The sequence below is a fragment of the Geomicrobium sp. JCM 19055 genome, from assembly GCF_000698185.1.
GTDB lineage: Bacteria > Bacillota > Bacilli > Bacillales > Marinococcaceae > Geomicrobium_A > Geomicrobium_A sediminis.
Window position 1 is genome coordinate 42,124 of sequence record NZ_BAXL01000019.1, and the last position, 24,835, is coordinate 66,958.

Below are 24,835 nucleotides of genomic sequence, written 5' to 3' on the forward strand. Positions count from 1 at the left end.
TTGTACTCAATTTTCTATTATGTCGGATCAAGCGTAATCGGATGGGTAAGTGGTTATATTTTTCAATATTTGGGTTGGTCTCTCTTCATGATATTAATAAGCATTATTTTAACTCTTTTAATATATACACTACGCAATCTAGGGAGAGACAACAATTCACACCTACTATTAGATGTAAATCGATAATGAAGAGTCGTTTAAGCTAGTTGCAATGTTGAAACTTTTTTTGATGCGGTTTCAACAAGTTGCATTTGGGCAAGCGTGTAAATAATTTAATTGTTTATAGCTCAATTATTACTGTCATGTTCATTACTTAAAATCATTATCATAATAATTATTATGCATTATTAATCATAAAAGTATGGTGATAAGATAATAACAACACATGGTTTTAAAAGAAGGTTAAAATATATGTCAATAACAGTTGGCACACCCTCATTTAAAAGGGTAACGTTGGCTTTTTTTGCTGCGGGCTTTAATACATTTGCTATCCTTTTTTTTGTACTCAAGCGTTAATAGACGAATTTAGCCGTGATTTTAATATAACTCCTGCAACAGCAAGCTTAACAATGTCAGTAACAACTTTAACTCTTGCCTTTGCTTTAATTCTATTCGGAAGCATATCAGAAGTTATTGGACGAAAGAACATCATGTCTTTATCTATGTTGTTATCGTCTCTCATTTGTTTTGCGACTGCATTCTCCCTAACGTTTGAAGCAGTTATTATTTATAGGATTATACAGGGCATTGTATTAGCGGGTGTTCCGGCAATTGCAATGGCTTATCTGAATGAAGAAATCGGTTCTAAGAGTGTTGGAACTGCAATGGGTCTTTACATTAGCGCAAATGCAATTGGAGCGATTTTTGGAAGGGTTTTAGCAGGTTATTTGGGAGAATATTTTGGTTGGAATTTTGCTATTGGAACAATTGGCGTAATTAGTCTAGTTTCAAGTATTGTTTTTGTAAGTACTTTACCAGCCTCTAAAAATTTTGTAAAAAGACAACCTGAAATCAATAAACTATTTAAATCTCTCATTGATCACCTTAGAAACAAACATTTGTTGTCATTATTTTTTATAGGATTTATTTTACAAGGCAGCAATATGGCCATTTATAATTACATTTTTTTTGTATTTATCGAGCCGCCTTTTTCAGTAGATCGAGCAATTGCCAACTCCCTTTTCTTAGTTATCGTTCTTGGTGTCATTAGTTCCACTTGGATCGGCAGAATTGTGGATTCATATGGATTTGAAAAAGCTTATTTAATAGGTATTGGAAGTATTTTGTTAGGCTTATCATTTACACTCAGTAATCAGCTTATCATTGTGATTTTTGGTTTAGCTTTATTTACTTTCTCATTCTTTGCTGCTCATTCTATATCAAGCAGTTTAGTAGGTCGTCTAGCTATAAATAATAAAGCCCAGGCCTCTTCCTTGTATTTGTTTTTTTATTATTCGGGTTCAAGTGTATTAGGTACACTAGGAGGGGCGGTTTTTGCCTACTATGATTGGAACGGCTTAGTTATTCTAATTACTTTCTTTCTTATAATCGCATTTATATTAGCGTTATTTGTTATTCGAAGCTATAAAACGAATGTTTGAAAATAAAAATTCTGGACTCTAAGGAAGTTATTAAATGAATATCATTACACCAAAACAAATTTTTTTTAGAAGAAGGGGGAGACTGTGCAGCTCTTCTTCTTCACTCATTTACGGGAAGCACAAAAGATATGAATAAACTGTCTAAACGTCTTCATCAAGAAGGGTTTACTTGTTATGCACCATTGTACAGTGGTCATGGTTTACCACCAGAAGTATTTTCTAAATATACAACTCAATATTGGTGGGAAGAGGTTGTAAATGCCTATGAAGTCTTAGAGAAGAAAGGTTATAAAACCATATTTATTATCGGTATTTCGCTAGGAGCTATATTCGCATTAAATCTTGCCATGATAAAGAAAGCTACGAAATTAATTATTATGTCGACACCGAAGTCAAGAACAATTAACGATTTAGAAAATCGATTTATACAATATGCTAAAAACTATAATCAATTAACAGGTGTCCAAAATAGTGATAACGATAGCTATAAAAATTTAATGCCAAACCAGTTTTATGAAGATTTTACGAAATTAATTGATCATACAATAGCTGAAGTAGACAAAATAAAAATACCTACATTTGTGTTAAATGGACTCAAAGACGATCGACTATATGTAGAGAGCGCAAGCTATATCTATACTCATCTTTCTAGTAACAGGAAACAACTTAAGGGGTATGTTAATGCAGGACATCTTATGACATTGAGTAAGGATCGACATGATATAGAAACCGATATTATAACTTTTATAAATGAGAACTGAAGATAAATTGACTTAGTTGTTCAGAAAAAGGAGCAATATTTCTTGACTATATCTAATGAGTCTAACATGAAAGACCGTTATTATACTTGGTTGCTGGTGCTAGCTATCGTTTTAGTCGCAGCTACATTACGCTCACCCATAACATCAGTAAGCCCAATGATTCCAATAATTCGCGATGAGTTAGAAGTTTCTAATGTATCAATCGGTTTGGTAAATACAATCCCTTTAATACTGCTCGCAGTTTTTTTCACCATTCGTTCCAAGTATTTCTAAAAAGTTTGGTATTGAAAAAAACATTGCTTTTTGGTATGGCCATTTTAAGTATTGCCGTTTTCTTAAGAGCAGTTGGCGGTATAATAACTTTATTAATTTCTACAGTGGGTGTTGGGGTTGCAATAGCTCTTGGCAACATACTAATACCTGCATTAATAAAAACCAGTTTCCCTTTACGTGTGGGGATAATGACGGCGATGTATACATTGTCCATGAATGTAATAGGAGCTTTAGCATCTGGCATTGTTGTGCCTATTGCCAATGCTTCTGATACTTGGAGGCTTCCGTTACAGATTTGGAGTATTTTACCTCTGCTTGCTGGAGCCGTTTTATTTCTTCTTTTTATAAAAACACGCAATATTACGTCAATAAAACATAACAAAAAAACTGGATCAAACGCACTGTTAAGGTCTCCTGTCGCATGGGCTGTAACTCTTTTTATGGGCACTCAATCCCTTATTACGTACAGTGTCTATACTTGGCTTCCAGACATTGCAATAGATAAAGGCTTTGAAGCGAATGAAGCTGGATGGTTAATTGCACTTTTTCAAATTGGACTTATCCCTACTAATTTAATTGTTCCTATTTTGGCTGCAAGGTTTACTAATCAGCGTATCTTAGGTTGTACGTCAGGTCTTTTTCTACTAATTGGAGTATTAGGATTAATAGTTTCAGAAACAGCTTTGATATACCCTTCGATATTATTTATCGGTGTTGGAGCTGGAGGTGCTTTTACTCTAACAATGCTATTGTTTATATTACGTACAACTACAATCAATGAATCTTCTCAACTATCTAGTATGGCACAATCAATAGGCTTTCTTGTAGCAGCTACTGGACCAATCTTTTTGGGTTACCTGGAAGAATTTACACAAGGCTGGTTAATACCACTCTTAGTATTAACGCTATCAGCAGTAGGGTGCACAATTTCTGGGTATGTGGCAGGGGAAGCCAAGAAGGTTAACACTTAATTTAGTCTATAAATTATAATTGAAATTCAACATGTTAAAGAGGCGAAACACTCTCTGATGGATGCGCCTTTTGACAGATCATTAAATTAAGATTTATTCTTAGAGTTCTTTAAAGAATCGTATGATTGGATAAGAATATTAACTTTAGTGCTATGGATTGGAGAGTTGTTTTACCCAGTTATCTGGCTAAATGAAGGAAACATTTTTCAATTAAAGGGCGCAATCCTGCATAAAAGGATTGCGCTTTTCTATATAAGAACCAGATTAATTAAGGTCTTTTAACCAACTAAAGCAGAAATATCATGAAGAGTAAAAGCTGTTTTGGGTTTTAATTATTGTTTTTAGTTTGAATGACGATGTTTACGGACTCTTAATAAATTTCCGCAAGTATCATTGGTACACCATTGTTTACGACCATTCTTGGTGTTGTCGTAAAAAACCCATCTACAATCTTCATTTTGACAAAACTTAATTTTTTTTATGTTGGTTTTGAGTAAATAACATGGAAAAAGACATAGCAACTTCTGAAATGAATGAATCCCAATCAGACTCTGAAGAAACCCAATGTATTTTAAACTCTTGATCTTCATATATCAAAGAGGGTTTCCGTTCCACTTTTTCCATAAAAGAATTTAATTTAGAAAGGTCCTCTTTTAGAATATCTTCGTTATGTGTCGCTTTTTTTAATTAGCCCCCTCATGAGATCACGCAAGGCCTGTAACTCTTTAATGATGTGATCATTTGGGTACTGTAAGTGACTCAAACCCCAATCTTTCATGAAATAAGACACCCATTTAGGGTTCGTTAAACGATCCTCAGAATTTCCAGTACTCCTGTAGTCATACCACATTGTATTGATAACATCTAAACAGATTAAATTCTGGTTTTTCAAATAAAACGCCCTCCACTATTGCTTTTGTCTAGTTTAACATGTAATGTTCTAAATAAAAATAAAGCATTACAAATGAGGTTGATAACTTGTCAGAACAAAAAGAAAGCCTTTGGAGACACACTGATTTTCTGAAATTTTGGACAGGTGAAACATTAGCGATGTTTGGTTCCACAATTGCTTCTTTTGTTTTTCCGTTAATTGCAGCAATAACGTTGTCCGCAACCCCGATGCAAATGGGGATATTAAATGCTTCACAGTTCGCTCCATTTTTAATTGTGACGTTATTTGCTGGGGTATGGATTGATCGAGTAAGAAGAAAACCACTGATGATTATGGCAAATATATTTCGAGGATGCCTTTACTTGTATATTCCAATAAGTTATTACTTTGGTTTATTACAAATGGAGAGTCTCTATGTTGTCGCTTTTTTTTAATTGGGACACTCACTGTATTGTTTGATGTATCCTATCAATCGTACTTGCCTTCCTTAGTTCAGAAGAAGTCTCTGGTTGAAGCTAATAGCAGATTAGAAATGAGTAGATCATTAGCACAAATTAGTGGACCGGGATTAGGAGGGGGACTAGTCAGTGTAATTGCTGCTCCATTTGCAATGCTAATTCACTCAATTACACTAATTAGCTCGGCAATTTTCTTGATATTAATAAAAACAAAAGAAGATGCCCCAATCAAGGAAGAAAAGGTCACACCTATTTTTAGAGATATAAAAAGGGGTCTGTCTTTCGTAATTTCTAATCATTATATAAGAGCCATTTCTGGTGAGGCAGCTACGTTTAATTTTTTTCAATCAGATTACTTGGGCAGTTCTTATCTTGTATTTAACTAGAGAATTAAAAATTGAACCAACGATGCTAGGTGTTATTATGGCTACATCAAGTATAGGAGCTATTGTGGGTACTTTATTGGCTAACAAATTAATTAAGTATTTTAAGGTCGGTAAAGTTATTGTATGGAGTATGGTCATAGCTTGTGGCGCACCTTTGCTTGTACCTTTGGCTTCAGGGCCTCAATCCATTATAATTCCTATAATACTTATTTCTTTCTTCTTAGGTGGTATAGGAGTTGTTGTTTCAAATATACACGTTATCAGTATGAGACAAACGGTAACTCCTGATTACATGCTAGGAAAGATGAACGCTAGTTATCGTTTTTTTTAGTGACTGGAGTTGCTCCACTTGGAGCGTTATTAGGAGGAGTTTTAGGGACTGCACTTGGATTGAGAATGACGTTATTTATCGGCGCAATTGGAACAATGATTGCAGTTTTATGGGTGCTGTTCTCTCCGGTGCCTAGTGTAGAAAAATTGAAGGAAATCGAAGAGAATGATATCTCGAAACAACGTAAATCTAGTTAGAATTTGTTCAGCAATCGGGCGCTATCATCTAATAAGCAGTATTGATAATGTGTTTGGAAGTTTATATGAAGATATTACGGAATACATCTTTTGGGATTTTAGGTTTTCTCTTACTACTAGCTATATTCATTGAAATTAAAGATGGTTATCTTTTATTATTTTTTTGGCTTAGGCGCGCTTTTTCAATCTATTGTACTCACCAAAGATCCTGAAATTAGAGTTAATAAAACTTCAAATTATATAATCCTTATCATTTCCGTGATCATTATACTGTTAGCTATTCTTTCTTTTTAACCCTTAATTAAAGCTATTATCTATATTGCGCGATCCTATAATGAAAGAGGTTGCGCTTTTGAGTTAATTTATGTAGAAATAATTTTGCGTTTAGTTACCTCCAGTACTTTCAAGGAAACATAGAATGATAATCCTGCACATAAGAAGAGCGAATTTTCCCACTCTATAGGGGAATTATTGAAGAATAAAAGCATCAATCCACCTAGACCACCAGCAATGGAATAATTCACCCATCGAATTCCTTTATTTATATGTTCTATAATGAATGAAGCAGGTACAGCTAGTAGCAAGTAAGCTGGCAATGAATAAATGTAGAAGGTTAGAGAATAGTCTAAAGTAAAAGATGGGAAAGTACTATTTGAGATGAACTTTGGTATTTGATAAATACCAATGAAAAAGGAAAATACAAAAGGGGATAGCATGGCAGCAAATATCTTTAACATAGGATCACCTCCACTGTTGATGCTAGCATGAACGATCAAGTTTAGACAATGAAATTGAGTGTTCATTTGATCAGCAAACGGGCGCGATCCTGCAATAAGGGTCGCGCTTATCTTTGTGAAGGGCCATATTGTTGAAAAGGCTTTAGTAAGTAAAGTCAATGAAATAGAAGTTATAGTGTTATGAAAAGTTCAAACCATAAAATGCAACAATTGGTTATACATCCGTATGTGTCTCCAATAATAGGTTAGTGTGTACTAACTGTAGTTAAGTGATAGTATGGAAGTAAGCGACTAAATATAAGGAGGTAATCATGAGCTTTAAAAAGCCAACCGATTATTATGACGACAGGGTTGCAGGGATTGATGAGGAAATTTGTTCCTTACTACAGAAGCGCAAGGAAATATCTAACGGTATTCCAGGGTATCCTCAATTAGAACGTATCTCCGATTGGTCATCAAAATATGATCTTGTAGAGCGTTTTCTCCAGGTAGTTTTTCGTAATATATATAACGAAGAAGGCTTTATTCCTGAGATAGTACCAGAAGGCTTTAGAAAACATATTACGGTGATGCAAGTAGAAGATATTAATGATGTATTGTTTTCTGTAACATATGTAAGGCAATTTCAGAATGCAAGTGTCGTGAATCTTAACCTTGATTGGGACTATAGCAACGATGATTCAGTTGACATACCGTTTAAGTATTTCACCATAGACATGTCTTTTGGCAATCATTATAAGGTGCGTCAATTGGATGGTGGTGGTAATTCAGGTCATAGATCTTACAAATTTATTGTAACTCCACCCCTTCCCGATGATTTTTCTGGATATAGAATGGAAGTTGAAAATACTGATAAAAAAGAAAATCAAAATGCAGGGTTAAACATTGTTTGGAAAAAGAAATAAAAATGAGCTAGCTACATTCGGCAGCAATGCAGACGAGAAGAATTCAATAGTTATTATGGAGCGAGAAAATTATGAGCCTTTTATTTTCTGAATTATTAAAGTATACAACTCAATAAAAGGGCGCGAACCTGTAATAAGGATGGCGTTTACTTTGTGAGACATTATTTTGGAATAAATGTTTTGACTAATTAACACCCATTCATTTCATTTTGAATAATCTATATAATGCGCGGAATTTTAAAAAGGTAAAGAAAATTAGCGGAATTTTAGATTGGAAGGGTGTTTAATTTTGGAGATCATAAGAGATAGAAGCAGTAGTTTCAACTTAAATGAATTTCTGCAGAAACCTTTGTTCGCTCACCTATCAACGCTAACGAAGGAAAATCATCCAAGGGAATCACCAGTATGGTTTCATTGGGAAGATGAATGTATCTGGATTATTGGGACCCCTTCATCAGACAGTTTTCCAGGAAGGATAGAAGGGAATTCTAAGTGTGCCATAGGTATAGTTGATTTAGATCACACCACAGGTAAAGTGCTGCATGCAGGGTTTAGAGGGAATGCTACGGTGCAGCCATTTGACAAAGAAATAGCAGAGCGATTGCTGTCACGTTATCTCGGTATTAAAGAAGAAAAATGGGACCCTAGGTTCAGGAATTTAGATAAAGCTAATATTTTGGTACGTTTTGTTCCAGAAACGGTTGTGGTTCGTGATCAATCCTTTGTACCAAGTACTTGATTAGCATTATCATTCTTCTTCACCTATAGGGCGCAATCTGCAATGGGGACTGGATTTAAAAAGCAAAGTTGAATCAACTTTGCTTTTATTTACCATTATAATCCTACCTAGAAAAGTACCAACGAAACCACCTATAGAAACCCCTACTGTAGTCATAATGGTGGCAGAACCGTAAATTAAATAGGATAATGATAAAAATAGTAGTCCACTTAATATTCCTGCAATTGACGCTGAAACTAATGTTTTTCTTCTCATGTAAATCTCCTCCTGCAAGATTTTATATCAAAGACAAACAAGTAGTATTAATTAAGGCTTTTTCTCTATTAGAATTTGCAATTAACCGACTACAGTAATATCTACCTAAGGATTTGATTACAGTCGCGCTCTCCCCATCCCTGTAAGGAATAGGCTTCGCTTATCGTATTTCCTTGTATAACGTAGAGTACTATATAAGAATTATATTTGATATGGAGTTATGAATATGAGAAAAATACTTAAGGAAAATAATAGAGTATATAAATTTCTTGCTTTTGTTTTTGCTGCTTTTGGCATCTCTTTTTTTAATTTTTGGTATTACGTGGGTTTACTATGGCATAGAAGTAATGAGTTTAATTTATTTTGGTATTTTCTTTATTGTACTATCTATTGTATTTCAAGTGTTGAAGAGTAGGTCTTCTTCTTAAGTGTAGTGTGAAAATTAACTTTCAGTAGTGAAAATAGTTGAAATATGAGTCAACTATAAACTGACCGTGATCTTGTGATATAGCAACAGGCTCACATATTTCTGGAGGGTTGTCATGACCAGTATAAAGTTGGGTTCACATCGCCTTCTTTATATTGTTAGTTTTCTTATCAGTATTCTCTTTTATATACATCTTCGGATCAGGGTTTGGTGGAAGTTTGAATATAGTTGTATTCATCATGCTGGCAATTTCTTCTACCGTATGGTCTTATACATACGTCAAACAAATCAACCTAAACAGACCTTATTATTATGTTATTTCAGGCTCGACTATTGCTTATAACATGTTTTTATCAACATTATTTTGGTATCCAGAAAGTTGGCTTTATATTGGTACGCCGATAATCAGACACAAGCGACCCTCATGTTGAAATCTTAATATCTATGGCTAGACCATAAATGGTATGGAATCGAGGCGCTTAAAATCATTAGGAGATAATATGTATAATTACGTAGATCATATAAAAAGCCTCTACCGAGAGCGGTATATAGAGTTTGGTTTAGTAAGACAATTTAATGAAATAACTCAACAGGATATTAAAGATTTTAACTCTGAGTTCAAATATGTTATCTACTATGTATTGAAGCAAAAACCTAGTTATTATTTCAATGATAATATAAGAAGAAATACAGTTGAAACATTTGATAAATGGTGTTCTTCTAGAACTGAAAAAGTGGTAATAGACAGTATAATGCTGGAAAGTTTTTTTTATTGCTTTTGATACATACAGGCAAATCACTGAGGTCATTCAAGATTTAGCTAATGTTAATATCAATAAGAAATTAAAAACAAGAATGTATCAAATTCCTACATATATATCTATAGTAGAAGGGTGTTTAACAAATTTATATAAATTTATTGCATCGTTTCTAACACAAGTTACAGAAAAAGATTATAGGTCTCAAAATAAATTGGGTCCTTTAATTCAAGTTTTAGAAAAAAAATGGATTCAAAGAATTGACTGATACCGTGGATGTAGATATTAGAAATGCAATTAATCATGGTTCTGTTATTATTTCGGAATCCAGTGTAACATTTAGGTTCGTAAAAGATAAAACAATTAAATCTAAAAACCTTACTTATTACACTTTTAACGAAATAATAGAAAATGTTTATGATACTTGTAGTGCAATATTATTGGGTGTAGTTGAATTTATTGATAACAATTATGAGTCCATTGTTAATAATGACAGTAAGGTAATTGCATTTCATCTAACCGAGCTAGAATTAAGCTTACCAGGTTTTGTATGTCGAGGGTTAGATGATGAAAGTATTAACCATACACAATTAAACATTAATATTGAAACGGAGAATACTGATAGGAACTACTTGCTACAGTCGTCAATTGAGGTTGCAATGTTAGTTTATAACCAATATCCAAACTATGAAAAGTATCTTATTAATTTTCATAATGAAAGGATAGTTTTGACCTTTGTCAGATTTAATAAACAAGAAATAGAGGATATGTTAAGAGGGGATTTAGCATTTGATACTTGCTTAAAAAAATCTTCTTAGTCGTAAAGACATAAGTATGCCAATACCCTCTGATGAAGAAATCGATTTAAATGAAATCAAATTCTATATTTATCCTAGCATTGATGCGAAGCGATATTCTGTAAGGAATGTAGAAAATGCAAGTATAGAGAATAGGAAGAGATTTAGAGCTAACGTATATATTGGAGATGAGGGAGAAAAATCTAATATTATTGGTTTTATTCAAGAAGCAGTCGATTGGGTAAAGGAATTAAGAAATATGCCAATACCAAGTATTAGAACGAAAAATGGTAAAATGGAAGCAGATTCAGTATATCTAAATGTATATAGAAAAGATAACCGAAATGATAGGTTTTATCTTCTAATAATAACAATTTTATATGTTCCGTGGATTATAACCTAGATGGTAAAACGACATTGGATTATAAAAGATCTCCTTGGAAACACTTGTACCATGAAAAAATTGCTCTAATGAATATAGCGTGGGCAAGGCAAAAATATATTATTGGCAATAATAAACCTATTAAAGTTGGTAGAAACGATGTATGCTTTTGCGGTAGTGGTAAAAAGTACAAACGATGTCATGGGAGATAATTGCAGAAAAAAAGATGACTATTATTAATAATTTTTAAAATAAGAGTTAATTCATACAAAGTTTAAGAAGAGTCTAATTCAAGCAAGACAAAAATTATTCTTACATGGGGTGGATGCATTACTTTCTTAATATTACTATTATACGGAGTACCTTTTGTCTTTGATTTGTTATTTTAAAGGGATGTATTTTTCCGTTATAGGGCGCGGTTCAAGAATACTGAATGATCGCTCCCGCGTGTAGAAACGTTATCAATAGCAATTTAGAGAGGAGGAGGATTATGAAGATCTTATGGTTAGTGCTTACATTGATACCTGTTCCTTTTTTTGTTCCACTTCTACGAAACTGAGCAATTTTCAAGAGGGGAAGATGCACCTTCTTTGTTATTGAGTCTGTTTTTGTTATTATTTGTGCTATTTGTAGGTGTAGTATCTATAAAAGTCAAACTTCGTAGCATGATTTTAGTGTATATCGTTACAATTTTCATATCGGTGTTGTTAGGAGCAATATTTATAACAATTCCAAATGAGTCTTGGTTTAACCCATTCGGAAGAGGTTTAACGATAATGTTCACTGGAATAGCATTATTTGTTGGCCAATTTATCGTTCGTTCTGTTTCACTTTTAGTGTTTCGAAAAATGAGCAGTTAGGAATTGAATAAACAGCTTGGATTAAATCTTTATTTAATAGGATTTTTAGGTTTATTCCAGAATTGGGCGCGATCCTGCAATGAGGATGCTGATTGAAATATACTAATTTTCTTTGATAAAAAACGTTCAATGTAAAAGCGGCTATTATCTAAGCAACCGTTTTCTAAGTGGCTTACTGGGCTTCAGTTTTAAGTCTTGCTGTAGGCAGAGGTTGCATCAGTGCTCACTTTTAATATTTATTGAATATTTAATCATTTATGATAACATAATAAACAAAGTCTTATTTTAAAGGTAAGATACCATGAACAGAATTGGGATTGTAGCTTGTATGCTTTTAGCTAGTGTTTTTTTTCTTTATTGCGGGATTTCTTAGGGATACTTTTGAATACGCTACCCCGATAGGTTTTCCTGTTGCAACAGTATTTTTAATAGCTGCGGGATACTTTATGATCAGACAGCTTAAAGAAACGAATTCACAATGAAAGCGTTCAAATCACAGGAAAAGTAGGTGAGGACTAATTTAGTTATCGCCTGCTTTTTTATATACGGAAAAAACCCTAATCTTTGATAATATCATGGGTCTTTCGTTTATCATATATATCGTTGGTAAAAAAAGAGCTTAGTGTAGCTTTACTTATATGATATGTTTTTCAATTAATGGGCGCTTTAATGTAAGTGAATGTAGTAGTCAAAAACAATAAATTAATATCATTTAATATTCTTTATAATGTAGCATGCTATTTAAACTGAAATATGTATAGGGGGTCTAATATGAAAAGAATAGGTTTATTAATATTAACGTTTCTCTTTCTGGCTGGTTGTAGTGAAATAATGGAGAAAAGCTATGAGGGTGATGTATGGAATGTGGAGTTTGAAGCAGATCAAACTGTTGAAGCAGAGGAAACGAGTTCTATAACATTCACGTATTTACCGAATAATCCAGAAGATGTAGATACTTTCGGTTTTGTTTCAAGTACAGGTATAACTAAACTTGGGATTCCCCTAGATCAAAACGGTATGCACACAGATAATAGCGGTTGTAGAGGATGTGCACAAACCGTTGATAATCCAATAGATATTGATATGACTTGGGTTACAGTGGATGGAGAAGAATTTGAAAAGTCCATCACATTGAATTAAACACATCATGCTCTTTCATGTAATTATCCAAGTTTAATTACTTTAACCATAGGTGCTACTGTTTAATTTTATAGATTAACACGTTGTGGTTTTGTGTAACTTATATGGATCATTATGTATATCAATAAGAGTACAACAAAGAAGCATAAATAATTGATAGTTATAAAATCATTTATGCAAAATAATCAAGCCAAATCCACCATATAGAAAATACAAAAAGCAATGAAATCGAGATATAATTAAAAATAATGAAACCTCTGGAAAGAGTGTTTTCTTTTTTTCCCAATTATATTTTGTACTAATAAAAACACACCGAAAATTAAAGGGATTGTAAAAAAATAAGCTAAAAGAACTTCCTGAAATTAAAAGTGTGAGGTCAATTATTACAAAAATAACCATAAGCACACCTAGTATGTTGCTTACCTTCTTCATAATATACACCTCCTCCCAATTATTACCATTACATTATAAAGAGGTCAATAGATGCTCCTGCAATTTGGTGAAAAGTCACAGATCGGTTCAACAACTGGCAACTTTGTTGGAAGAGAAATTAATATTGAAAAAGCGGCATTCAATCAATCGGGGTTAGAGATTGGAGAATTCATGGCTATCTTGAGCATACAGTATGGTGTGCATCTGGAAAGATTTAATTTAAATATGCTATTAAACAATTGGGCGTTTTGTTTAATTAAGGGAGACATCGTTTCTCAGAAGTTTGTAACATCAACAATATATACTGGCCTATGTTTTTGGAATTCATAAACTTGAAATGATGCTGTACAATAAATGCAAATGTTTTAGAAATCTTTGTCTGTTGTTTACATTTTAAATGTTCACATATCTTTCTGGAGGTCTATCCATGACCAAATATGCTTGGGTCCATATTGGCTTTTTTTTATATTGTTAGTGTTCTTGTCTGTATTTAGTTTTTTTTATATTTTTGGATCTGGATTTGGTGGAAGTTTGAATGCATCTGTATTTATCATGCTGGCAATCATTTCAATCCTATGGTCTTATACGTACATTAAACAAATCAACCTAAGCAAACCTCATTATTATGTTATTTCAAGCTCAATCATTGTTTACAGTATTTTTCTCTCTACATTGTTTTGGTATCCAGAGAATTGGCTTTATATTGGAACGCCTATAATTATGCTTGCAGGATGGTATATTTTAATCTTACTTGCGGATAAAAAGTATGCAACGCATTGGTCAGTATTACTTTTGGTAATTGTTATTTCAATTTATTATGCGTGGGACATTACAAGGTTTTATTACGAAGGGATCGGGATTTGAAGATTAATTTCTACAAGAAAGTATTGAGTTAGATAAAGAACAGCAGTATGACTACGGATTCTTTTAACCGTAGCATTACATGTAATACACGGAACAGAGATAACAGCATGGACATTATGGCATCATCTATGAAAGTAATTATGGGTAACAATATCTGTATTAAAGATTACAGCAGAGTTCATGATGTTTTTTACGTGAAATTCTTGCCAATCACGGATACAGAATTAGCTGATTTAGGGACAATTAAATTACAATAGTCTGGAGGGATAAAATGTTTCTATACCATGTATATAGTCACAATGATTCCACGACGACGAAAATTTACGACGCACTAATCAATGGATTAAACATCGAAAATGCTTCTATTTGGGGTGGGAATCCAAAAGCTAATCTATACCCAAACATTGTTAATAACATACAAAGTAGAACATCTGATGAGTGGTTAGACCTTAACAATTCGTTTACTTTAGAAGCATCCTCAATACCTTTTAAGAATTATCTAATGTTCCCTTTTGAAGATCAAAAAAATATATGTATTTGATTACATGATTGCCGAAGACTACTTAGATGAATATTATGAAAAAGAAGTTGCGGAGAGACTAGGCGAAAGCACAGAAGGATTTAAAACGGAAAATCTGCCTAGTAAAGAAACACTAGTGAAAATGTATTGGGATAGCAGAATAGCATTAAAGGACTATATTGCCAATCCCAGGTATGAAAAGCCTGAATACGTCTGCTTCCAAAAAAATTAACTCAAAGCAATTAAAAGGGTATATTGATGGAAAACTTATAACAAATTATTGAGTAAACTTATCAAAATAAGGAGGTGCTGTTCCCAAGGTCTAATTTATGTCCTTATGGGACAGCACCTTTTTCAGACAAAAATAAATCGCGATTTGGGGATACACATGAAAGAAATGTCCGTTTACTCACTCTTTATCTAGGGAAATTACAATAATGGTTAATAATTCCAAATTTATTGTGATTTATGGAGATGGAGGGTTTCTGTGGGGAGACATTTTTTTAGCATCGATATTTATAGTTATTTCCACACTCTTGTGGGTTACACCATACATGCTTACAGTAATTTACGGAGCAAACCTAGAGCCGATCCAAACTATGAACGAAGATCAGTTTGAACGTTTATTGGGGATAATGCGAGTAGAAATGTTCCAGACAGGGGCGATTATAGCTTTAGTTATGGGAATCTTGATGCTTTTATGGGCGGAATTCATTGCATTACGAAATAAAGAATAGCGTAGGTGATTAACCTCTAACCACGCTACTGCAATAAGGACAGTTGACTTTTAAATGAAAAATTAAATAGGGTAATTTTCAATCAATCATCTTTGTTGTATGGACAGATGATTAGGAGCGGATGAAAGTGGATGATAAGAAACGGTCTCAAAATAAGAAAGCTACTTTTATAAAGAATCATTGGTTAAAGGTATCGTTGGTTTTCGTTGCTTATTTAATAATTATAGTATCACTAAGAAATGTACTACCTTGGTGGGGGCATTTGCTTAGTATTATTATTGTTTCATCTCTAGCGTGGAGTAGTGTTATTTTGTTGTCATCAACAGATAATCACAAATATAGAAAACCGTAAATCTTAGGTGAAAGTCTTAGAAGGTTTACACGATTTAACCTGTTAATAGGTTAAAATTGGAGGTGGTGTAGACATGAAAAGATTCATAACATTTTTTTTGTTTTTTTGTTTGGCAGTGGCTTTCATGATGGGAGGACTAGATGTAATTATAAGGCTCTTGTTAAATAATCCGGTTACACTACAACAAAGTGCTTCAAGACATTTATAGGTTTCTTAATCAGTTGTTTTATTGCGTCTGGAAAATTAATTGTATCTAAAAAGTTATGGAATGAGTAGATACACAAGTCCAAAATTGTTCTTGGTCCTTTGAGTTATGACTGTATAGAGTGTTGTTATTGCCTTATAAGGAGAGAAAGATAGTATGAAGTGGATTGTGCAGGATAATTAGTTAAACAAAAGTTACTTACTACGGCAATTTAATAAACCTGGAGGTTTTCACCGATAAGGTAAAGGTGTGATTAAAATGCTTAATCGTATAAAGTACGGAGTCATATGTGCTCTTATAGGTGGCATATTAATGCTTTTAATTAGCTTAATACTTGGTGGAGAGGCTTACTGGCAAGGTGTTGTAGGATTTATAATAGGTGGTTTTATTTTTGGATCTGCAATGTGGCCTTTGTTCATAAAAAAACTACAGGAGATAAGATTATAGGAGGTAGTGAAAATCAATTAAAAACGGTAAATTTTCCTCTCGATTCCAAAGATCCATTTTTCAATTACCTGTATATAAAAAGGTTCAGTGAGTTCATTTACTAATCATTAACTTTCTTAAGTGCTTTAATAAGTATATAAAAAAGAAAAGATACGATTGTTATAACCCCTAAGATTGTAATAATTTGAATGGCGGTAGTTGCTACTGCGATTTCTGAGTACGGCATAATGTTCTCTCCTAATGAAGTACATGTTATTACTATAATCTTAACAAAATCTTAAGTGGAATTAAATGGATACTCTATTTTAGAGAGCAATCCTGTAACGCCTGAAATTATAGTTATGAGGGATGTGTTTCGTTGAATTTTAACACTGAAAGATTAACAATCAGACCATTTGAAAGTAATGACTCACTTGATGTATTTAAAATCTATAATAACGATGATACTTGTAAATACCTCCTGCATGATAAATGGGTACATGAAGATTTAGAGGGAGAATTTAATAAAAAGCTAACCAATTGTTCATTATCAAAAGACTCTATGTTGAGTTTGGCGGTTGAAAATGGGAATAGAGTCATTGGTGATTTATCAGTATGGTATACAGATATGAAAGATACTGTTGAGATTGGATATAGTTTCTCGAATGAAGTATCAGGAAAAGGGTTGGCAACGGAAGCAGTAAGTAGTTTAGTCTATAAACTATTTGATGAATTTTCTGTACATCGCATCCAAGCAAATCTTGATGCACGGAATATACCTTCACAAAAATTATGTGAGCGAATAGGTATGAGAAAGGAAGCGCATTTCATACAAGATTTTTGGAATAAAAATGAATGGACAGACAGTATCGTATATGGAATGTTGTCTTCAGATCTGAAGTGAAGATAGTAAAAGATCGGTTTGAATGCAGATTTATAATGTCACTATCATTAATTAAGTACTCTAACAAGAAACCAGCTGCTGATATGACAGCTGGTTTCTCTTACAAAATTTCTATCATTCATTGGGTTAACAAGCGTGTCTTTGTAAAAAAAGATACTATGACGGGCCAAGATTCCTTGGCAGCATTGGCATTGGCAGATTGCGTTCCTCCATATTTCATTACCATTCCTCCACCAACGTGTTCATAAATCGTAGAGGGCATGTTGGGTAGAGCGTAAGGAAAAGAAAGAAAATGCCCTGCACTTTCATAATCGAAATGTTCTGTTTGCGGTAACCGACTTTTTATTTCTTCGGAAAATAAGGAAGACGGCCAGATTTCGTCATCAGTACCTGAGAGGAGAAGAACTGGGGCTTTAATATTTTCTGCTTTTATTCTGACCTCTTCATTAATCGTAGTCTTGAGGCTGCTATCCCAAATTCCTTTAAAGGATACTGGCTTTTTTTGTTAACCATTTACTTATGAAATAAAGCATAGTACTGGGACGATAACGGAATTTAAGATAGGGTTTAGCTTCACCGTTAATTGTCCACGAGTTGATTGGTGCGTAAATCGAATTTCTTAATCCAGATGTTATGTATGCACTCGGTGCCCCTGCAACAACCGCATTAAACTCATCGTATTCCGATGCTAACAATAATGCCAATTCAGCACCTCTTGAATAACCAACAAGCGTTACTTTTCCGTGATTACCGGTAATTTTCTTTAAAAGTTCTATTGAACTCTTAAAATATTCCAAAGGAATGTTTTCGAGATCTTTTGGTACCCCTGATTGATTAAAATACGAGAGATCTAGCACGTTAAATCCTTTAGAAGCTAGGAGAGCTGCTGAATGTTCTAAGCGTCCCCCATCTGAGCCTGCTAACAATATGATATTTTGATAGTTTCCTTCATGAATTGGTTGATATAAGGTACCAACTGTACCGTCTTGATTAACATCGGTTCTGGTGACCTCACCTTTATCAAAATATCTTTCGATTAGAACCTCATCAACAACCTCATTATCGATCTCTAACTTGATCGTAATCATTAATTCCTTTGCAGTCGTTTTTGTAAAATAATGACCGTGTTTTTTCGTTTCATGGGACATTGACCAGAATATGCCGTTCACATCTACTTCACTATAATTCCCAGAAATAGGGGCCACTTTAGAGGTCAGTACCTGACCTTTTGTATCCGTAATAAACGTAGCTTTTGACATAAACGGTTCATTTTCATCGTCTGTGACGTATGAATATAATGAGACTTCTTCACCGGGATCGCATCCACTTATTATGATGGTTACATCCTCGTCTATATAGGATTGTCTTGGTGTGACCGTTACCGTAGGTTTTGTCATTCTATAATTCCCCTCTAATTATTAATTACTCAAAACACTTTAGTAGTAGCCATATTAGAATTGAAAATCACCATCTTTCATTATAAGGACTTTAGTTTTGTCTTCTTTAATACCTACTACTTTCATATCTTCGGTACCAAAGGTCACATTGATTAACAGGAGTGAAGTATTTAGTCCGGCTTCTTTCAATTCTTCCTTCGATAAGTCACTGCCATTTTGAAGGTTAGAAGGGGAAGCGTTGCCGATTCCAATATGACAGGCGGTATTTTCATCAAATAAGGTGTTGTAAAAGAGAGTATTCGTTTGAGATAGAGGAGAATGATTAGAAACCAAGGCAATCTCACCTAGATAATGTGAACCTTCATCGGTTTCGATGAGACTTTTTAATGCTTCTCGACCTGTGGTAGCATCATAATCCGTAATCCGTCCCTCTTTAAAGATTAGGTAGAAATCGTCGATGACACTGCCTCCATAGATTAGCGGTTTAGTGGAGACTAGTTTTCCATTGACCTGATCTCTGTGGGGAGCGGAAAAGATCTCTTCAGTGGGAATGTTCGGAAAGAATGGGATTCCCTTTTTATCCTTAACACCCCCGCCGATATATCGGTGATTTTTAGGCATCCCGATTAGTAAATCAGTTCCACGACGATTCGTAAAATGCAAGGCATCGAACTGGCTGTCGTTCAAGAATTTTTTTCGGGACTCGAAAGCTTTGTCATGATTTTCCCACTCTTTTATAGGATTTTGTCCATCTGCCCGAGCTCCTTGTAAGATCGATTGCCATAATAATTGCAGAGCTTCTTCTTTACGTAAGTGGGGAAATACATTAGTTGCCCACGCAAAGGATGGCACAGCGAGAAGACACCAACGTACCTCGTGGGATCTTGTCTTTGCGTAATGATCCTTCAATTTGGTGCGGGAGACTTTTTGGAAACGGCTCATCCGTTTCGGGGATACCTCTCTAAAGACCCCTGGATTTTCTGAAATAATGTGGATATACGCAGCACCCCTATTGTCCCACTCCTGATAGCGGGCAATCTGCCAGTCAGGAAAGTGATCGATGGCATCATCTGTCGCATGTAGATAAAATTCTTTAGTAGACTGTTCATCTGTCCAATCGATAACCACGTTTGAAGCACCCACATCATAGGCAGCTGTTTGGATTAGACGTGCAAACGTAGCATGTTCGATGTCACTATGTATAATGACTAATTGATTCTTTTGCACATTTACACCCGACCGTACAGCAAGCTCTGCATACTTATTCAACTGTTCTTTACTAACAAGCTCATACTTCCCTCTAATCATCGTATTCTCAGCTCCTAACCAAGTTATAATAACGATCCCAATTCACTTAGTTATCTTTTAATTATACCAACTGATGTGAATTCAATAAAAACATCGAAATAGTAGGCTATCTTAAACACGATCTTAATTAGAAAAGAATTGGTAACGTTGTACTAAGATCAGACGTGATTGTGTATGAAAGTCCATTTAACGACATAAGAGAGCTTATAAAAGGGGATATTGCAAGCTGTGAAGAAGTAGTAAGGATATTTTAATAGGAGGTACTTAAAAATGTTTATTGTAAATGTTGAAGGTGCAATAAGGAAAAATGATAAGTGGTTGATTATTGTAAGAAGCCACAAAGAGGAACATGCAGGTGGCCAGCTTTCTCTTGTTGGGGGCAAGGTAGATCTAGTTGGGAATTCATCAGACATCTTAGAGACAACAGTGAAGCGAGAAATCGTAGAAGAAGTCGGTGTGAACGTTAAAGACGAGTTAAATTATGTACATAGTACATCGTTCGTAACAGATAAAGGTGAACATGTTGTGGATATTGTTTTTCTTTGTGAATATGAATCGGGGGAAGCATTTTCTAAAAGCCCTGACGAGGTGGAAGACGTATTATGGTTAACAACTGAGGAAATCGTAAGTCACCCCAATTCACCAATATATCTGAAGGAAAGCATTAAACATGCGGAGGCAATGATTTGAATTCATTCGTCATAACAACGTTGATGTGTAGATGGAAGTAAAGTTGTTATACATAAATGGGGAGAAATGGTGTATGGAAAAAAGAATATACATAGTACGACATTGTGAAGCACAAGGGCAACCTCCAGAGTCACAATTAACTAAACAAGGATTTATGCAGGCAATATATTTAGCTGAATTCTTCTCGGAAATTAAAATCGATCGAATTATATCAAGTCCCTTTTTACGAGCAATTCAGTCCGTGGAACCCATGAGCGAAAAAGCTAAACTAAAAATAGAGATTGATGAACGTTTATCAGAGCGCACATTAAGTACAAGGGATTTACCTGACTGGCTTGAAAAGCTTAAAACAACATTCAGTGATTTGGAATTGAAATTCGAAGGTGGCGAGTCGAGTAAAGAGGCTATGAAGCGAATCGTAAACGTTGTAGACGAAGCTTTTGAAAATGAGTCTGAAAACACCATAATCGTTACCCACGGAAATTTGATGTCTCTACTATTAAAGAGTTATGATAACAGGTTTGATTTCAACAGTTGGAAACGTCTTAGTAATCCTGATGTGTTTGTATTAAATTACATCAACAATGAAGTTACTATGGAACGTTTATGGCGAGAGGATCTAAGATAAGAGTTGTGGAGTTTATCTTGTCCACAATATGGATCGCGTAGATCTTAGTGAAAAGGCACGTAAAGGAGTGAATAAGTCATGGATATTAATTATAAGTTCTGGACGCTTTGCTTAATACGACATGGAGATAAAGTTCTGTTATTAGATCGAAACCATGACGATTTTAAAGGGTTTTAACCCTTTCTCTAGTAATGATTAGTAATCTTCACCAGTCTCATCTTCAATTTCATCTGAAATAATTTCAGAAATATCTCCTTCCTCAGCTTCATTAGAAATGACATCTTCAAGTCTGAAAAAACCTTCTTCAAAAGGTCCAGCGTTCTGTTCGAATTCAAGAACTTCAGTTGTTGTTTTTGTGTCCGATTCCTGATCAGATTCGTGTAATTGTGTTTCTGTCTGTCGAACATTGAATGTACTTTCTTCTAACCAAAAAGTAGTCATTGCCCCCTCATCACTTACTGAAACTTTGTAAGATGGATCGCCGTTAACTTCCTCTAATCCTTCGTAATTAATATTTGAAGAATCGATCGTTTCGATCGCATTTCTCATAAATCCAACCCAAGCACTTAAGTTGGTCGTTCCTTCCTCTAAAAGCTCTTCCGATTCATAAACGAGATGATCTTCTAAATAATTATAAATACGCTCAGCATCATTAGATGTGTACAATACACCAACTGCGTGATCCAAGTGCTCTTCTCTAGAATAAATAACATCATCATCGTAGAGTACATACTCATTGATGTCTCTTGTATCATCCTTCAACTCTAACTCTTCATCAAATTCATTCGTTATTCTTAGTTCCATGTAGTAAGATTCCGTACTTTCATTTGTAAAAATTGCATTTTGAAGTATCGTTTCACCTTCATTGAGGTCATCTGGATGTTGAGCTAGTGCGTCATCGTTTTCATCAATTGAAGCGACCTCTTCAGTTTCTTCGGGTTCAGCTATATTCTCTGTCCCGTTACTGCAACCCATGAATACCATCGACGATATCGTCATAAGACCTATGTAAGTATAGCTTTTATCCATGAACTCTCCCCCTAATCTATTACTTACTATTTTCCTTAATATAGATATTTTTAAACTAATATAAGGGTCGAACATGATAGAAGAATTGCATCATGTTGTAGGTGGGGGCGGGGGAATGAGAGAGCGGAAGCTTCGTAGCTTGAGTATTGAATTTTCTGGTAATTATGTTGATAAATGACTCATCTACTATATAATTAGGAAACAATCTCATTTTGTGGAGTGGTCAACGATTCGAAAGAGTAGATCTTTATTATTGTTGTTTGGTTTTCTTTTATTTGGGTGCCAATCTGAGAGTAATGTTGTGAAAACCGATGATGAGACTAGTGAAGATTATCAAAAGGAAACTGAACACAGCATGACGATTGAGTCTTCTTTTGATCAGGAGGATTATCATCAAATTGGAACCTTGTTCGCTGATTTTGAATTACCTGAAGAGGGACGAATAACAGAAGATGAGGCACGAGAGCAACTCCCTGACAATTATAATTTTAGGGGAAATAGCATTTACTATAGCAATCATCTAGTTTTTGATTAAGAAACGAAGATGGTTAATGATTTACGCTGGTTAAATTTTGATCGTCACGATACGAATGAAATTGAACCACATGGAACTCAAGCAATTGGCTTTATGATGAGTATTATTGAAGCATTGAATCAACATCATTATGATGTAAATGGAGAATTTCATGAAGGAAAGCTTGAGGAACTTGATGAAAATGAAATTGAACTCATTAATGATAAGCAATTTGACCAAGTATCTCAGATGGACGTAGAAAACGGTGATTTACGCGGTTGGGGTGCTTTGTTAGTAACTGCACAGAGTGTAGAATATCAACTTGGAAAGATTGAACCCTATATACAGGATTATAATAAGTTAGCAGCCTGGTCTAAAGAGACCCGTGAATTTTTTTGAAACTGGCAAAGAGATTGGCATGCAAAGTGATCAAAGACATGAAGATGCATACCCGTATTTTGTCGAGGGAACAATGAATATTGAGACAATGAATGAGGAATTGGAAAACAACATATTCAATTAACTAACACTTGCTGTAGTGAACCGATTGTGGGGTTAAGTTATCCGCTTATAATAAAAAGATTGAATTTTAAGTTAAATATCTCGAGTAGTAATTTCATCAGCAGTTTTAACCATTCATTAAAAGGGAAGCAAGGAATAAGTCAATCGTCTATATAATATGGAGGGTATACTTTTGAAGAAACGATATCCATTAGCTTGTAGCCTACTTGTCTTATCTGCGCTTTCTGCTTGTAGTGAGACTGAGAGTGAAGAGACTGCCTTAACGGGTGGGGATAATGAAGTCTCAGAAGATGATTCTGATAATGAAGAATTAGGAGATATTGAAATGGAAGAGCTAAATCAAGCTGAAGAGATTGCAACTGAATTCATCAGGAACGTTGCTGAAATTGAGCGTTATCGAATTGAGTTTGAAATCGCTGGTGAGGAGAATGAGCCACTTGATACAATTGAATATGCAGATTTATCTGCGGATCCAATCCACTCAAGGTTTGAAAGTAATGAGGAGGAAACGACAGGCACGATGTATCAAGCATCTGACGGCCAACATGTCATCAATTATCAAGATTATTATAACGTCTACAATGAAGAAGAATTACCGATTGAAGAAGATGCTGCTGCAGACTTGTTGAATTGGGCGAGTACTCTTGAAAGTAATATTGCTGAAGAGGACACTTTGCTCACGTATGAGGGTGAAGAAGAAGTGAATGATGTGCTGACTTACAAAGTAATTGTCAGCTTTGATGAAGGCGAAAGCGAGTATTGGTTCGATCAAGAAACTAATATGATTGTGAAAAGGAAAACTTCTGCACAGTTTGAGCAGACGATAACGGTTTGGGATTTTGAAGAAGTTGATGAATTTGACGAGGGTTTCTTTCAACTTGAAGATGTAATCCCTGATGATGCAGAAGAAGGAGATATCGTTGAGGAGATGGCAGAAGAGCAAGATAATAATTAAAGCCAAACTATGAAGACTGTGTTTCGCAGTTCACGCTTACCTCGCGCTCTGCCGACAATCATGCTGTCCTTCTAAGCCCCGTTATCTTGTTTGCGTCTACGAAAGACTTCCATTAGCCATATGATTAAGAACATTGCGCTAACAAATAAAGCGAAGGTTATGTTTTGAATCCAAGTAATATCACGATCTCTGAAGACATCCAAAAGACTAAAGTAACTAATTAATGATGTTAGAAGTAAGATGACTGTTAGAAATCTTCTAATGATGACTTTCTTAATACAATTACCTCCTCCTGTTTTGAATGATCTTGTTCAATGATAAAGGTAATCAATCGATTTGAGAAGAGATATTCCATGAGAGTATGTCCCTATATAACTAGGAAATTAAAAGAACTTATTCTCGTATTAATCTTGGCTTTCAGTTGAGTTGTTGTTGCTGTCTTTCAAATAACCATACAAAGTAAATGCATATAGAAATACACA

The 24,835-nt window shown here is 34.5% G+C and carries 31 protein-coding genes and 1 pseudogene; 24 read left to right on the top strand and 8 right to left on the bottom strand.

What is annotated here, in order from left to right:
• Positions 1-411: 411 nt before the first annotated feature.
• The 3 genes and pseudogenes from JCM19055_RS16380 (at position 412) to JCM19055_RS16390 (ending at position 3,606) form a co-directional block, all read left to right on the top strand.
• Positions 412-1,601: pseudogene (locus JCM19055_RS16380) on the top strand (MFS transporter).
• A gap of 128 nt (positions 1,602-1,729) precedes the next feature.
• Positions 1,730-2,362 (top strand): carboxylesterase, encoded by a 633-nt coding sequence (locus JCM19055_RS16385; RefSeq protein WP_052366456.1) that lies wholly within the window; start codon positions 1,730-1,732, stop codon positions 2,360-2,362.
• Positions 2,363-2,646: 284 nt separating this feature from the next.
• Positions 2,647-3,606, top strand: coding sequence for an MFS transporter (locus JCM19055_RS16390; protein ID WP_265182267.1), 960 nt, complete (start codon positions 2,647-2,649; stop codon positions 3,604-3,606).
• A 341-nt stretch (positions 3,607-3,947) separates the two neighbouring features.
• Here the strand turns inward: JCM19055_RS16390 and JCM19055_RS32075 are convergent, their stop codons facing one another.
• Complete coding sequence (locus JCM19055_RS32075) at positions 3,948-4,196, bottom strand: CGNR zinc finger domain-containing protein (protein ID WP_081833786.1); 249 nt, start codon at positions 4,194-4,196, stop codon at positions 3,948-3,950.
• 388 nt (positions 4,197-4,584) lie between these two features.
• On the opposite strand from JCM19055_RS32075, the gene JCM19055_RS24425 reads away from it, so the two are divergent.
• From JCM19055_RS24425 to JCM19055_RS24440, 4 genes are read left to right on the top strand one after another with little or no spacing between them, the layout of a single operon-like run.
• Complete coding sequence (locus JCM19055_RS24425; RefSeq protein WP_052366457.1) at positions 4,585-4,932, top strand: MFS transporter; 348 nt, start codon at positions 4,585-4,587, stop codon at positions 4,930-4,932.
• The gene (locus tag JCM19055_RS26600; protein ID WP_152549932.1) at positions 4,851-5,342 is read left to right on the top strand and encodes an MFS transporter; all 492 of its coding nucleotides are present in this window, start codon (positions 4,851-4,853) and stop codon (positions 5,340-5,342) included. The genes JCM19055_RS24425 and JCM19055_RS26600 overlap by 82 nt, the downstream gene beginning before the upstream one ends.
• On the top strand, positions 5,329-5,673 hold the full coding sequence (locus JCM19055_RS24435; RefSeq protein ID WP_265182268.1) for an MFS transporter: 345 nt from the start codon (positions 5,329-5,331) through the stop codon (positions 5,671-5,673). The genes JCM19055_RS26600 and JCM19055_RS24435 overlap by 14 nt, the downstream gene beginning before the upstream one ends.
• Positions 5,673-5,870 (top strand): hypothetical protein, encoded by a 198-nt coding sequence (locus tag JCM19055_RS24440; protein WP_052366460.1) that lies wholly within the window; start codon positions 5,673-5,675, stop codon positions 5,868-5,870. The genes JCM19055_RS24435 and JCM19055_RS24440 overlap by 1 nt, the downstream gene beginning before the upstream one ends.
• Before the next feature lie 362 nt (positions 5,871-6,232).
• Here the strand turns inward: JCM19055_RS24440 and JCM19055_RS16405 are convergent, their stop codons facing one another.
• A complete protein-coding gene (locus tag JCM19055_RS16405) occupies positions 6,233-6,607 on the bottom strand; it encodes a hypothetical protein (RefSeq protein WP_042360480.1) in 375 nt (124 codons plus the stop codon).
• A 311-nt stretch (positions 6,608-6,918) separates the two neighbouring features.
• On the opposite strand from JCM19055_RS16405, the gene JCM19055_RS16410 reads away from it, so the two are divergent.
• Positions 6,919-7,512: a hypothetical protein gene (locus JCM19055_RS16410; protein ID WP_042360481.1), complete on the top strand. Its 594-nt coding sequence runs from the start codon at positions 6,919-6,921 to the stop codon at positions 7,510-7,512.
• Positions 7,513-7,801: 289 nt separating this feature from the next.
• Complete coding sequence (locus JCM19055_RS16415) at positions 7,802-8,251, top strand: pyridoxamine 5'-phosphate oxidase family protein (RefSeq protein WP_042360482.1); 450 nt, start codon at positions 7,802-7,804, stop codon at positions 8,249-8,251.
• Between the two features lie 9 nt (positions 8,252-8,260).
• On the opposite strand, the gene JCM19055_RS16420 is transcribed toward JCM19055_RS16415, so the two are convergent.
• The gene (locus tag JCM19055_RS16420; protein ID WP_042360483.1) at positions 8,261-8,506 is read right to left on the bottom strand and encodes a hypothetical protein; all 246 of its coding nucleotides are present in this window, start codon (positions 8,504-8,506) and stop codon (positions 8,261-8,263) included.
• A 1,445-nt stretch (positions 8,507-9,951) separates the two neighbouring features.
• Between JCM19055_RS16420 and JCM19055_RS16435 the strand changes: the two genes are divergently transcribed.
• From JCM19055_RS16435 to JCM19055_RS30115, 9 genes are all read left to right on the top strand, one after another.
• Complete coding sequence (locus tag JCM19055_RS16435; RefSeq protein WP_042360486.1) at positions 9,952-10,509, top strand: hypothetical protein; 558 nt, start codon at positions 9,952-9,954, stop codon at positions 10,507-10,509.
• A 16-nt stretch (positions 10,510-10,525) separates the two neighbouring features.
• Entirely contained in the window at positions 10,526-10,891 is a 366-nt protein-coding gene (locus JCM19055_RS16440; protein WP_042360487.1) for a hypothetical protein, read from the top strand.
• A 68-nt stretch (positions 10,892-10,959) separates the two neighbouring features.
• Positions 10,960-11,082: an SEC-C metal-binding domain-containing protein gene (locus JCM19055_RS32080; protein ID WP_081833793.1), complete on the top strand. Its 123-nt coding sequence runs from the start codon at positions 10,960-10,962 to the stop codon at positions 11,080-11,082.
• Between the two features lie 1,419 nt (positions 11,083-12,501).
• Positions 12,502-12,870, top strand: a complete 369-nt coding sequence (locus JCM19055_RS16445) for a hypothetical protein (RefSeq protein ID WP_042360488.1) — start codon at positions 12,502-12,504, stop codon at positions 12,868-12,870.
• Positions 12,871-13,353: 483 nt separating this feature from the next.
• Positions 13,354-13,632 carry a hypothetical protein gene (locus JCM19055_RS16455; RefSeq protein WP_042360490.1) on the top strand — a complete coding sequence of 93 codons (279 nt, stop codon included), beginning with the start codon at positions 13,354-13,356 and terminating at the stop codon, positions 13,630-13,632.
• Positions 13,633-13,833: 201 nt separating this feature from the next.
• On the top strand, positions 13,834-14,166 hold the full coding sequence (locus tag JCM19055_RS16460) for a hypothetical protein (protein WP_152549934.1): 333 nt from the start codon (positions 13,834-13,836) through the stop codon (positions 14,164-14,166).
• Positions 14,167-14,711: 545 nt separating this feature from the next.
• Positions 14,712-14,918, top strand: coding sequence for a hypothetical protein (locus JCM19055_RS16470; protein ID WP_042360493.1), 207 nt, complete (start codon positions 14,712-14,714; stop codon positions 14,916-14,918).
• A 322-nt stretch (positions 14,919-15,240) separates the two neighbouring features.
• Positions 15,241-15,423, top strand: a complete 183-nt coding sequence (locus tag JCM19055_RS26605) for a hypothetical protein (protein ID WP_152549935.1) — start codon at positions 15,241-15,243, stop codon at positions 15,421-15,423.
• Between the two features lie 869 nt (positions 15,424-16,292).
• Positions 16,293-16,427: a hypothetical protein gene (locus tag JCM19055_RS30115; protein WP_265182269.1), complete on the top strand. Its 135-nt coding sequence runs from the start codon at positions 16,293-16,295 to the stop codon at positions 16,425-16,427.
• A 100-nt stretch (positions 16,428-16,527) separates the two neighbouring features.
• Here the strand turns inward: JCM19055_RS30115 and JCM19055_RS30120 are convergent, their stop codons facing one another.
• Positions 16,528-16,653: a hypothetical protein gene (locus JCM19055_RS30120; protein WP_265182270.1), complete on the bottom strand. Its 126-nt coding sequence runs from the start codon at positions 16,651-16,653 to the stop codon at positions 16,528-16,530.
• A gap of 132 nt (positions 16,654-16,785) precedes the next feature.
• Here JCM19055_RS30120 and JCM19055_RS16490 point away from each other — a divergent pair, with 132 nt between their 5' ends.
• Positions 16,786-17,310 (top strand): GNAT family N-acetyltransferase, encoded by a 525-nt coding sequence (locus tag JCM19055_RS16490; protein WP_042360497.1) that lies wholly within the window; start codon positions 16,786-16,788, stop codon positions 17,308-17,310.
• 118 nt (positions 17,311-17,428) lie between these two features.
• On the opposite strand, the gene JCM19055_RS32085 is transcribed toward JCM19055_RS16490, so the two are convergent.
• Genes JCM19055_RS32085 through JCM19055_RS16505 form a run of 3 tightly spaced genes read right to left on the bottom strand, consistent with a single transcriptional unit; the run spans position 17,429 to position 20,015 of the window.
• A complete protein-coding gene (locus JCM19055_RS32085; RefSeq protein WP_081833788.1) occupies positions 17,429-17,788 on the bottom strand; it encodes an acyl-CoA thioester hydrolase/BAAT C-terminal domain-containing protein in 360 nt (119 codons plus the stop codon).
• A 4-nt stretch (positions 17,789-17,792) separates the two neighbouring features.
• Entirely contained in the window at positions 17,793-18,707 is a 915-nt protein-coding gene (locus JCM19055_RS16500; protein WP_042360499.1) for an acyl-CoA thioesterase/bile acid-CoA:amino acid N-acyltransferase family protein, read from the bottom strand.
• Positions 18,708-18,761: 54 nt separating this feature from the next.
• Positions 18,762-20,015, bottom strand: a complete 1,254-nt coding sequence (locus JCM19055_RS16505) for an aminopeptidase (protein WP_042360500.1) — start codon at positions 20,013-20,015, stop codon at positions 18,762-18,764.
• A 270-nt stretch (positions 20,016-20,285) separates the two neighbouring features.
• Between JCM19055_RS16505 and JCM19055_RS16510 the strand changes: the two genes are divergently transcribed.
• Together JCM19055_RS16510 and JCM19055_RS16515 are read left to right on the top strand one after the other, a co-directional pair.
• The gene (locus tag JCM19055_RS16510) at positions 20,286-20,705 is read left to right on the top strand and encodes an NUDIX hydrolase (protein ID WP_042360501.1); all 420 of its coding nucleotides are present in this window, start codon (positions 20,286-20,288) and stop codon (positions 20,703-20,705) included.
• A gap of 73 nt (positions 20,706-20,778) precedes the next feature.
• Positions 20,779-21,333 carry a histidine phosphatase family protein gene (locus tag JCM19055_RS16515; protein ID WP_042360502.1) on the top strand — a complete coding sequence of 185 codons (555 nt, stop codon included), beginning with the start codon at positions 20,779-20,781 and terminating at the stop codon, positions 21,331-21,333.
• Between the two features lie 195 nt (positions 21,334-21,528).
• Here JCM19055_RS16515 and JCM19055_RS16520 read toward each other — a convergent pair whose 3' ends face one another.
• Positions 21,529-22,362 carry a hypothetical protein gene (locus JCM19055_RS16520; RefSeq protein WP_042360503.1) on the bottom strand — a complete coding sequence of 278 codons (834 nt, stop codon included), beginning with the start codon at positions 22,360-22,362 and terminating at the stop codon, positions 21,529-21,531.
• A gap of 214 nt (positions 22,363-22,576) precedes the next feature.
• Between JCM19055_RS16520 and JCM19055_RS16525 the strand changes: the two genes are divergently transcribed.
• The 3 genes from JCM19055_RS16525 (at position 22,577) to JCM19055_RS16535 (ending at position 24,353) form a co-directional block, all read left to right on the top strand.
• The gene (locus JCM19055_RS16525; RefSeq protein ID WP_152549936.1) at positions 22,577-22,897 is read left to right on the top strand and encodes a hypothetical protein; all 321 of its coding nucleotides are present in this window, start codon (positions 22,577-22,579) and stop codon (positions 22,895-22,897) included.
• A gap of 9 nt (positions 22,898-22,906) precedes the next feature.
• On the top strand, positions 22,907-23,275 hold the full coding sequence (locus JCM19055_RS16530) for a hypothetical protein (protein ID WP_042360505.1): 369 nt from the start codon (positions 22,907-22,909) through the stop codon (positions 23,273-23,275).
• 295 nt (positions 23,276-23,570) lie between these two features.
• Positions 23,571-24,353: a hypothetical protein gene (locus tag JCM19055_RS16535; protein WP_042360506.1), complete on the top strand. Its 783-nt coding sequence runs from the start codon at positions 23,571-23,573 to the stop codon at positions 24,351-24,353.
• Positions 24,354-24,835: the final 482 nt, after the last annotated feature.

What these genes read in the sequence shown, in the direction of transcription:
- JCM19055_RS16405 (WP_042360480.1), bottom strand. Translation starts at nt 6,607, where the DNA reads ATGTTAAAGATATTTGCTGCCATGCTATCCCCTTTTGTATTTTCCTTT.
- JCM19055_RS32080 (WP_081833793.1), top strand. Translation starts at nt 10,960, where the DNA reads ATGAATATAGCGTGGGCAAGGCAAAAATATATTATTGGCAATAATAAA.
- JCM19055_RS16385 (WP_052366456.1), top strand. Translation starts at nt 1,730, where the DNA reads ATGAATAAACTGTCTAAACGTCTTCATCAAGAAGGGTTTACTTGTTAT.
- JCM19055_RS16510 (WP_042360501.1), top strand. Translation starts at nt 20,286, where the DNA reads ATGTTTATTGTAAATGTTGAAGGTGCAATAAGGAAAAATGATAAGTGG.
- JCM19055_RS32075 (WP_081833786.1), bottom strand. Translation starts at nt 4,196, where the DNA reads ATGAAGATCAAGAGTTTAAAATACATTGGGTTTCTTCAGAGTCTGATT.
- JCM19055_RS16440 (WP_042360487.1), top strand. Translation starts at nt 10,526, where the DNA reads ATGCCAATACCCTCTGATGAAGAAATCGATTTAAATGAAATCAAATTC.
- JCM19055_RS30120 (WP_265182270.1), bottom strand. Translation starts at nt 16,653, where the DNA reads ATGCCGTACTCAGAAATCGCAGTAGCAACTACCGCCATTCAAATTATT.
- JCM19055_RS16420 (WP_042360483.1), bottom strand. Translation starts at nt 8,506, where the DNA reads ATGAGAAGAAAAACATTAGTTTCAGCGTCAATTGCAGGAATATTAAGT.
- JCM19055_RS16445 (WP_042360488.1), top strand. Translation starts at nt 12,502, where the DNA reads ATGAAAAGAATAGGTTTATTAATATTAACGTTTCTCTTTCTGGCTGGT.
- JCM19055_RS16515 (WP_042360502.1), top strand. Translation starts at nt 20,779, where the DNA reads ATGGAAAAAAGAATATACATAGTACGACATTGTGAAGCACAAGGGCAA.
- JCM19055_RS16530 (WP_042360505.1), top strand. Translation starts at nt 22,907, where the DNA reads ATGGTTAATGATTTACGCTGGTTAAATTTTGATCGTCACGATACGAAT.
- JCM19055_RS26600 (WP_152549932.1), top strand. Translation starts at nt 4,851, where the DNA reads ATGCCTTTACTTGTATATTCCAATAAGTTATTACTTTGGTTTATTACA.
- JCM19055_RS16455 (WP_042360490.1), top strand. Translation starts at nt 13,354, where the DNA reads ATGCTCCTGCAATTTGGTGAAAAGTCACAGATCGGTTCAACAACTGGC.
- JCM19055_RS26605 (WP_152549935.1), top strand. Translation starts at nt 15,241, where the DNA reads ATGCTTACAGTAATTTACGGAGCAAACCTAGAGCCGATCCAAACTATG.
- JCM19055_RS16520 (WP_042360503.1), bottom strand. Translation starts at nt 22,362, where the DNA reads ATGGATAAAAGCTATACTTACATAGGTCTTATGACGATATCGTCGATG.
- JCM19055_RS16470 (WP_042360493.1), top strand. Translation starts at nt 14,712, where the DNA reads ATGATTGCCGAAGACTACTTAGATGAATATTATGAAAAAGAAGTTGCG.
- JCM19055_RS16500 (WP_042360499.1), bottom strand. Translation starts at nt 18,707, where the DNA reads ATGACAAAACCTACGGTAACGGTCACACCAAGACAATCCTATATAGAC.
- JCM19055_RS16410 (WP_042360481.1), top strand. Translation starts at nt 6,919, where the DNA reads ATGAGCTTTAAAAAGCCAACCGATTATTATGACGACAGGGTTGCAGGG.
- JCM19055_RS30115 (WP_265182269.1), top strand. Translation starts at nt 16,293, where the DNA reads ATGCTTTTAATTAGCTTAATACTTGGTGGAGAGGCTTACTGGCAAGGT.
- JCM19055_RS16505 (WP_042360500.1), bottom strand. Translation starts at nt 20,015, where the DNA reads ATGATTAGAGGGAAGTATGAGCTTGTTAGTAAAGAACAGTTGAATAAG.